Raw genomic sequence first — 7,335 nt, 5'->3', positions numbered from 1 at the left:
TTATAGCATACATTACTATATATTACTATACATATAAATGAGAAAAAACAGAAAAAATATGCCCTTGAAGCCTTATGCCCCAAGGGATTCAAGTTTTCTCTATTCAACTATGCTGTAAAACTAACGATATGCACAATTGGATGGAGAAAAATGAAGATCGTCCATCACATGAAGATCATCTATCCACTTGACAAATCATTCTGAATACATTAGTATATTGAAAATAACCTATATGCTCAAACACGATGAGAGGAAAATCTGATTTAAATGTTGTTCAGAGAGCTGATGGCCGGTGCGAGTCAGCCAACATGCGATGAGATTCCATCCTGGAGTGGCCGATGACGAATTGTGACGGGTTCCGCCCGATAACGCGGATATAAGTTGGCCGATTTGGCAACATGGGTGGCAACGCGGGAATACCTCTCGTCCCTAATTTTGGGATTAGAGGTTTTATTTATATATTTCTGCAGATGAAAACGTTGTCACTTAATGAAGAAATACTGGCTAAAACTTGGGTGGCACCGCGGAATATCCGCCCCAACACTGGGGGTGGATTTTGCTTTTTTATAGGGCTATACAAAAGTGAAAGAATACTAATAGGATAATGGAGGAGGAATTTACAATGACAAGAGTATTTAATTTTTCTGCTGGACCGGCAGTATTGCCTGAAGAAGTTCTCAAAGAAGCTGCCGAGGAAATGCTGGATTATGATGTCACGGGGATGTCCGTGATGGAAATGAGCCATCGCTCCAAAGCTTTTGAAAAAATTATTGGTGATGCGGAGCAGGATCTTAGGGATTTGCTGAACATTCCGGATAATTATAAGGTGCTGTTCCTGCAAGGCGGAGCATCACAACAGTTTGCCATGGTCCCGATGAATTTAATGAAGAACAGGGTTGCTGATTACCTGAACACTGGACAATGGGCTAAGAAAGCGATTCAGGAAGGAAAGATCTACGGTAAAATCGACGTCATTGCGTCTTCAGAAGACAAAACCTATACGTATATCCCGGATATGAAGGACCTGAAGATCTCTGAGGACGCTGACTATGTGTACATTTGCCATAACAACACCATCTATGGAACGAGGTTTACAGAACTTCCTGAAACCGGTGACAAAATCCTGGTTGCGGACATGTCGTCGGATTTTCTGTCTGAACCTGTAGATGTAAGCAAATATGGTTTGATCTTTGCAGGTGCTCAAAAAAATGTCGGCCCGGCCGGCGTTGTCGTCGTCATTATTCGGGAGGACCTGATTACGGATGATGTGCTGCCGGGGACGCCTACCATGTTAAAATACAAAACACAGGCAGACAACAAGTCACTTTATAACACACCACCGGCCTATGGCATTTATATTTGCGGCAAAGTATTTAAATGGCTGAAAAAACTGGGCGGACTCGAAGTCATGAAAAAAATCAATGAGGAAAAAGCCGCAATTTTATATGACTATCTTGATTCCAGCAAAATGTTTAAAGGAACAGTCGTTAAGAAAGACCGTTCACTGATGAATGTGCCGTTTGTAACCGGATTAGAAGAGCTGGACAAGAAATTTACCAAAGAAGCCAAAGAGGCCGGCTTGGTAAATTTAGAAGGTCATCGCTCAGTCGGCGGAATGAGAGCGAGCATTTACAATGCGATGCCCATGGAAGGCGTGAAAGCGTTAATCGCATTTATGAAAAAATTTGAAGAAGGAAACATCTAGAAAGTAATTCTTCATACCATCAGAGTAAAGGAGTATCTATATGTTTAAAATCAATTGTTTAAATCCGATTGCCAAGATTGGGCTGGACAATTTCTCGGAAGAATATGCTATTACGGATAACTATGAAGAGGCGGATGCCGTTCTGGTCAGAAGTGCCAGTGTTCATGAACTGGACCTGCCGGATTCTCTGCAGGCAATTGCCCGGGCCGGAGCAGGAGTGAACAATATACCGATTGATAAATGCGCTGAAAAAGGGATTGTTGTTTTTAATACACCGGGGGCTAATGCCAATGGTGTTAAGGAATTGGTACTGACCGGACTGTTTCTGGCATCCCGTGACATTATCGGCGGCGTAAATTGGGTGAATTCTGTTAAAGATGATCCGGATGTTGCTAAACTTGTTGAGAAAAATAAGGCCAAGTATGCAGGTATTGAAATCAGCGGCAAGAAACTGGGTGTAATCGGGCTTGGGGCGATTGGGGTTCTCGTAGCAAATGCGGCGATGAAACTTGGCATGGAAGTATACGGGTATGATCCGTTCATTTCTGTCCGCTCGGCCTGGCATTTGTCTAAATATATCAAGCCCAGCAAATCCTTGGCGGAGATTTATAAAGAATGTGATTTCATCAGCATCCATGTACCCTTGTCCGATGCAACTCAGGGGATGCTGAATGAAGAAGCCTTCAAAATGATGAAAAACGGCGTCCGCATTCTAAATTTCTCGCGCGATTCTTTAGTCAATGAAGAAGATATGATTGCAGCACTAAAAGTTGGCAAGGTATTCAAATATGTTACCGACTTTCCTACTCCTAAAATGGCGCCTCTGAATGAAGTCGTTGCTATTCCGCACCTGGGAGCTTCCACCTGTGAATCAGAGGATAATTGTGCGGTGATGGCTGTCAGCCAGCTCATGGATTATCTTGAAAACGGCACGATCAGAAATTCCGTGAACTATCCGGACTGTGACAACGGTTATCCTGATAATGCCGGCCGTCTCGCGATTCATCACAAAAATATCCCGAATATGATTGGTCAGTTCACTTCGGCCCTAGCTCAGGAGAATATCAATATCTCTGATATGATTAATAAGAGCAAAGGCCAGTATGCCTATACCTTGGTTGATATTGAGATACCATCCACACCGGAAATAAAGCAGAAAATTAAAGCGATTGAAGGAGTCTACAGAGTCAGGATTGTAAAATAATGAAAATTGATATCATTGGTAATGGGAGGGTTCGATTTGGCTACAATCAGACCGTTTAAAGCGCTGCGGCCGAGGGAAGAACTTGCTGCGAAAGTCGCAGCACTTCCTTATGATGTCTATAACCGCGAAGAAGCATTGGCTGAAGTAAGAAAAGAACCGTTGTCGTTTTTGCAGATTGACCGGGCAGAGACCCAGTTCACTCCTGAGGTCAGTCCTTATGATATCCGGGTCTATGAGAGAGCGAGAGACAGTCTGCAGGAAATGATCCAAAATGGCGTTTTTGTCAGGGAGGATAGACCCTGCTATTATGTGTATGAACTGGTGATGGATGGCCGTTCCCAGACGGGTTTGGTCGGATGTGCCGCGATGGATGATTACCTGAACAATGTTATCAAAAAACATGAAAAAACCAGAGAAGATAAGGAAATTGACAGAATTAATCATGTCGACATTTGCAAGGCTCAGACCGGCCCGATTTTTTTGGCTTATCGGTCTCAACAGGGAATCAATGAGGTTGTCAGCCGAATTAAACAAGAAAGCCCCCTCTATGATTTCACTGCTCCGGACGGAATTAGACATACCGTTTGGAAAATAGATGGGGATCATGATTTGGCTGCGATCTATTTCGGATTTCAAAATACCCGAAGCATCTATATTGCGGATGGACACCACAGAGCTGCTTCGGCGGTGAAAGTAGGCTTGCGCAGAAGAGACGCCCATCCCGGTTTTACCGGAGAGGAAGAATTCAACTATTTTCTTTCTGTCCTTTTCCCGCACGATCAATTGATGATCCTGGATTACAATAGAGTAGTCAAAGATCTTAACGGTTATCAGAAAGATGCCCTGCTGAAAGAAATAGAAAAAGCATTTATTGTAACCAAAACGGGTGCTGAACCCTATAAGCCTCAGAAAAAAGCTGTCTTTGGTATGTATCTGGAAGAATCATGGTATAAACTGGAGGCCAGGGCTGAGATCCTTTCCGATGATCCTGTGGAAGGCTTGGACGTTTCACTGCTGCAAAATCATCTCTTAACACCGATCCTGGATATCAAAGATGTCAGAACGGATAAACGAATCGATTTTGTCGGTGGGATACGCGGCCTGAAGGAACTGGAAAAGCGGGTGGCCAGTGATATGAAACTTGCTTTTTCGATGTATCCGACATCGATTGATGAACTTTTTGCGGTATCTGATGCAGATAAGCTTATGCCGCCCAAATCTACCTGGTTTGAACCCAAACTGAGAAGCGGACTGCTTATTCACGAACTGGAATAGGGTTGACTTGCAACCCGGTATAGTACTATACCGGGTTAGCATCTAGTCTGCCGTTAAAAATATTTTTGAGCCATACACATAGGATGATAGTTTTTGTTTCATGATAAAGTCAGATGATATTTTAATGGTTAATGAGGCGGAGCGGTTGTTTATTCTATGAGTGAAAGCATGCGTGATCGGAGGTAACTATGTCAATTAATGTTACGGATGAATTTCTTAAGCTTGTTTCCATTGACAGTCCGTCCAAAAAAGAAGGGAAACTCGCAGGCTATCTAAAACGAAGGTTGAAAGAGCTCGGTGCTGATGTCTATGAGGACCATTCCGCCGCCAAAACAGGGAGTGATACGGGCAATCTGATCGCAGTACTGCAGGGCAACAGTGAGGGTGCACCGGTGATCATGCTTGCAGCTCATATGGATACGGTAGCATCCACTGAAGGAATGACACCCCGGATTGAGGAAGGGGTCATTTACAGCGATGGACAAACCATCCTTGGGGCGGATGATAAAGCTGGAATAGCCGTAATACTCGCAGTACTGAGCAGGCTTCAGGAAGACAAGCATATCCTGCATAGTCCGGTTGAAGTTGTTCTGACAGTCCAGGAAGAAATTGGTCTTTATGGTATAAAAAATCTTGATTATGCCCTTAAAGCTGACTTCGGCTATGTCTTGGATGGTGACGGCCCTGTGGGTACCGTAGTCCACGCAGCACCTTCTCATATCACGCTTGATCTGGTTGTTCAGGGTAAAGCTGCACATGCGGGCCTGGCGCCTGAAACGGGCGTGAATGCAATTGTTGTTGCGTCCAAAGCCATTGCAGACTTGAAATCAGGAAGGATAGACCAGGAAACAACGAGTAATTTCGGGATCATTACCGGTGGCACAGCACGCAATGTGGTTGCTGAAAAGGTACAAATCACGGCAGAGGTACGAAGTCATGATCAAGCGAAACTTGAAATTGAAACCGATAAAATTCTTGAAAAATTTGAAACTGTTGCAGCCAAGAACCAGGCAAATTTCAGCTATACGAAGGAACTCGCCTATGAAGCGTTTAGCATAGATCCTGCACATCCGGCTGTTCAAAATTTACTGGAGGCAGGGAAGACACTCGGCATTCACACGGAATTAACTTCGACTGGCGGAGGACTTGATGCCAATATTCTAAATTCCCGCGGCATACCGTGTCTGGCACTGGGCCTTGGGAATCATAACCCGCATACGCGCGAAGAATATGTCGAAATTGACCAGATGGAAAAATCCGTCGAATTCGTACTTGAGGCTTTGTCTTATTCATAGGATATACTGAGGTGACGACAAATGTGGGAACGTATTCGTCGTGAACTTTTAGTGGAATACTATTGGTGGAAAAGGCAGAAATTAAATAAAAGACGTTTGGATAGTCCAATTGGTCTTCTGGGAATACTGTTAATAACCGTCGGAATTATTCTGATGGTGATCATCGGGCAGGGTATTGGGGCACTGTTCCGTAATATGATACCTTTCGTAAGCGGGACACAGGTTGCCGGTACCTACTGGTCTTCCGTTTTTTTGGCCTTAAAGATCAGCCTGCTGTTAATCGTAATGATGATTGGTTTTGCCGGCATCATCATCTATAAATTATTCAAACGTAAAAAATAAATGGTTCTATCAATGACTGACTTCCAAGAAAAATGTTTAAATATGAACATTTGTGTATCTTTGTTGTCTTAAAAGAATAATAAAATATATTCTTAAGATATTGTACAAGTCTTATTGCAGGCAGCAGTAATATCTGCTAAAATTGATAAATTGAGGGGGGGTAAGATTTTTGGATAGTTTTTCCAATATTGTGCAAGAAATTTTTAACGTTACTATGATTTCTCTACAAGTCATCATTATTTTTGTGACTTTGTATTATTTTATTTTATCGATTCTGGGGATGCGTCGGAAACCTGAAGATGATGAATTTGAACCCAAGAATAGATTTGCGATTGTCGTTGCCGCCCATAATGAGCAAAGGGTAATCGCGCCGTTGATTAACAACCTTAAAAATCTGGATTATCCGAGAGAACTTTTTGACATCTTTGTTGTAGCCGATAATTGCACGGATAACACTGCTTACCTGGCAAAAAAAGCTGGAGCCTATGTGTACAAGCGTTTTGATGAGACAAAACGCGGAAAAGGCTATGCCTTGGAATACTTATTTTCGAAGATTTTTGCTTTAGACCATACGTATGATGCTTTTGTTTTGTTTGATGCCGATAATCTCGTCAAGGGTAACTTCCTCAGAGAGATGAATAAAAAGCTCTGCCAGGGAGATCAAATCATTCAGGGCTATGTGGATTCCAAGAACCCTTATGATACATGGGTTACCACTTCATTTTCAATTGCATTTTGGATGATGAACAGGCTGGTTCAGCTGGCCAGGTTCAATTTCGGAGTTTCCAATACCCTGGCCGGTACAGGGATGTGTATTTCCTACGATGTACTTAAGAAATTTGGCTGGGGAGCTCATTCTTTGGTTGAAGATCTTGAGTTTACGATGAAAGCCCTGGTATATGGGATAAAAACCAGCTGGGCGCATGACGCGGTCGTCTATGACGAAAAGCCGCTTAGCTTTGTACAGTCCTGTCATCAAAGGAAACGCTGGGCTCAGGGGCAGGTTGACGTTGCCTGCAGATATTTGCCTATTCTTCTTGTAAAAGGATTCCGCGAGAAAAAGTGGCTGTATTTTGATGCAGCGATGCATCTCTTTCAGCCGTTCTTCCTGATTATTTCGGCTTCGTTTATTTTGATGCAGGTGTTATTCTTTCTGCGCCCTTATTATGTCAACTTGTTTATTGACTATATTCCTGCAGGTGTCTGGCAGGTTCTTTCCGGAAGTGTTGTTGTTTTTGCCATATTGTCCCTGTACTTGGACAAAAAGCCAACAAAGGCCTATTTTGGCTTGATTCTGTATCCGATCTTTATGTACAGCTGGATACCGATCATTATTGCCGGGTTTATTCATCGCAACAAGAAAGAGTGGTCGCATACGCTACATACCCGCTCGATTAATTATGAGGAAATTCGTGCGGAAGAAAAAGTATCGACCAGCTGAATAACCTCAACGGTAAAGAATACAGAAGACCCGGCTTTGACCGGGTCTTTTCGCGTGCTGTGGAATAACAATC

Annotated in this window: 6 protein-coding genes; all 6 read left to right on the top strand. The window is 43.1% G+C overall.

All coding sequences use genetic code 11. The features are described from left to right. Positions 1 to 622 precede the first annotated feature (622 nt). The 6 genes from serC to OKX56_RS12400 all read left to right on the top strand — a co-directional run bounded on the left by serC (position 623) and on the right by OKX56_RS12400 (position 7,262). Positions 623 to 1,705, top strand: coding sequence for a 3-phosphoserine/phosphohydroxythreonine transaminase (serC, locus tag OKX56_RS12425; RefSeq protein ID WP_019226695.1), 1,083 nt, complete (start codon positions 623 to 625; stop codon positions 1,703 to 1,705). A gap of 40 nt (positions 1,706 to 1,745) precedes the next feature. Continuing rightward, entirely contained in the window at positions 1,746 to 2,909 is a 1,164-nt protein-coding gene (locus tag OKX56_RS12420) for a phosphoglycerate dehydrogenase (protein WP_019226696.1), read from the top strand. A gap of 36 nt (positions 2,910 to 2,945) precedes the next feature. Then, on the top strand, positions 2,946 to 4,184 hold the full coding sequence (locus OKX56_RS12415; RefSeq protein WP_019226697.1) for a DUF1015 domain-containing protein: 1,239 nt from the start codon (positions 2,946 to 2,948) through the stop codon (positions 4,182 to 4,184). Positions 4,185 to 4,372: 188 nt separating this feature from the next. After that, positions 4,373 to 5,479, top strand: coding sequence for a M20/M25/M40 family metallo-hydrolase (locus OKX56_RS12410; RefSeq protein WP_019226698.1), 1,107 nt, complete (start codon positions 4,373 to 4,375; stop codon positions 5,477 to 5,479). Positions 5,480 to 5,500: 21 nt separating this feature from the next. Further along, entirely contained in the window at positions 5,501 to 5,821 is a 321-nt protein-coding gene (locus tag OKX56_RS12405; RefSeq protein WP_287896653.1) for a hypothetical protein, read from the top strand. Positions 5,822 to 5,990: 169 nt separating this feature from the next. After that, on the top strand, positions 5,991 to 7,262 hold the full coding sequence (locus tag OKX56_RS12400; RefSeq protein ID WP_019226700.1) for a glycosyltransferase family 2 protein: 1,272 nt from the start codon (positions 5,991 to 5,993) through the stop codon (positions 7,260 to 7,262). Positions 7,263 to 7,335 lie beyond the last annotated feature (73 nt).

This window comes from Dehalobacter sp. (genome assembly GCF_030063005.1).
In the GTDB taxonomy this organism is placed as follows: domain Bacteria; phylum Bacillota; class Desulfitobacteriia; order Desulfitobacteriales; family Syntrophobotulaceae; genus Dehalobacter; species Dehalobacter restrictus.
This window is presented reverse-complemented; position numbering and strand designations above follow the sequence as displayed.

Bases quoted from the DNA above. Each gene is read 5' to 3' on its own strand.
- serC (WP_019226695.1), top strand. From the start codon at position 623: ATGACAAGAGTATTTAATTTTTCTGCTGGACCGGCAGTATTGCCTGAA.
- OKX56_RS12420 (WP_019226696.1), top strand. From the start codon at position 1,746: ATGTTTAAAATCAATTGTTTAAATCCGATTGCCAAGATTGGGCTGGAC.
- OKX56_RS12410 (WP_019226698.1), top strand. From the start codon at position 4,373: ATGTCAATTAATGTTACGGATGAATTTCTTAAGCTTGTTTCCATTGAC.
- OKX56_RS12405 (WP_287896653.1), top strand. From the start codon at position 5,501: ATGTGGGAACGTATTCGTCGTGAACTTTTAGTGGAATACTATTGGTGG.